Below are 1,343 nucleotides of genomic sequence, written 5' to 3' on the forward strand. Positions count from 1 at the left end.
GGATGCTCTTACGGATGTCAAGCAGCGGCTCTTAGCGGTTGATCAGGAGTCGTTGCGCGGGTGTTTTGCCTGGTGAGGGCGTGGAAGACGTCGCGGGCGACGTAGCGTTTGAGGCAGCGCATGATCTCCTTCTTCGACATCCCTTCCTTCGTGCGCCGTTCCACGTAGGTCTTGGTTCGCTGGTCCCAGCGCAGGCGGCAGATGACGATGCGGTGCAGAGCGGAGTTGGCCTGCCGGTCGCCACCTCGGTTGAGGCGGTGGCGGTGGGTGCGGCCGGACGATGCCGGCAGGGGCGCGACGCCGCACAGCATGGCGAACGCGGCCTCGGACTTCAGACGCTCGGGGTTCTGCCCGGCGGTGACCAGGAGCTGGCCGGCGACTTCGTGTCCGACACCGTTGAGGGCCAGCAGATCGGGGGCGGCCTGCTCGACCAGCGGGGCGATCAGCTCGTCCAGCTCAGCGATCTCCGTGGTCAGATCACGGTGACGGCGGGCCAGGGACCGTAGCGCGGCCTTGGCCGCGACGGACGGCTCGGCCATCCGCCCGGCGTCCGGGCGGAACCCCGCGCAGACGGCCAGGAGGTCCTTGTCCGCCAGGCGGCGCAGGGCGGTGCGGACCTCGTCCGGGGCGGTGATGACCAGGGCCTTGATCCTGCGGACCAGATCGGCGCGGTGCTGGACGGCACTGCGGCGGGCCACCCGCAGCGAGCGCAGGGCCTCGACCCGGCCGTCTCGCTGCTTGGGGACGCCGGTGCGGCGCCGGGCGAGAGCCGCACGCGCGGCGGCATAGGCGTCGACGGGGTCGGACTTGCCCTGCCAGCGGCGGGACTTGCGGTCCGGCCGGTCGATCTCCGCCATCGGGACGTCCTCCTGGGCCAGGAGGCGGGCAAGCCCTGTTCCGTAGACGCCGGTGCCCTCGATCCCGACCATCACCAGCGTGCCGAACGAGCGCAGCCAGGCCAGCAGGGCCCGGTAGCCGACGGGGGTGGTCGGGAACTGGCGCGAGCCCAGCTCCCGGCCCGCGGCGTCGATAACCGCGGCGGTGTGGGTGTCCTTGTGGGTGTCGACGCCGCCGGTGATCTCTATGGCGGGTTGTGCGATGGTGGTCACTGCCGTCCTTGCCGTCGTCGTACCAGGGGCGGGCAAGCACCCACCGGCCCGGGACAGCGGACAAGACAGTAGTGAGACCTCTGGCCAGGCTCTTACAAGGTCACAAAGCCCAGGCCGGTGGATGCGTACGGACGTCTCCCGGCACAGGCCGACAGATCCCGTTGAAGACCCGAAGTCAGTCAGGCGTTGGGTCAGACCTCGCCGGGAGACGTCCATGAACATCCTTACTGTCAG

1 protein-coding gene is annotated in these 1,343 nt (G+C 69.9%); it reads right to left on the bottom strand.

The features are described from left to right. Positions 1-17 precede the first annotated feature (17 nt). A complete protein-coding gene (locus tag EBN88_RS29855) occupies positions 18-1,109 on the bottom strand; it encodes an IS110 family RNA-guided transposase (RefSeq protein ID WP_407703481.1) in 1,092 nt (363 codons plus the stop codon). Between the last annotated feature and the right edge of the window lie 234 nt (positions 1,110-1,343).

The sequence above is a fragment of the Streptomyces triticirhizae genome, from assembly GCF_003696235.1.
Classification (GTDB): domain Bacteria; phylum Actinomycetota; class Actinomycetes; order Streptomycetales; family Streptomycetaceae; genus Streptomyces; species Streptomyces triticirhizae.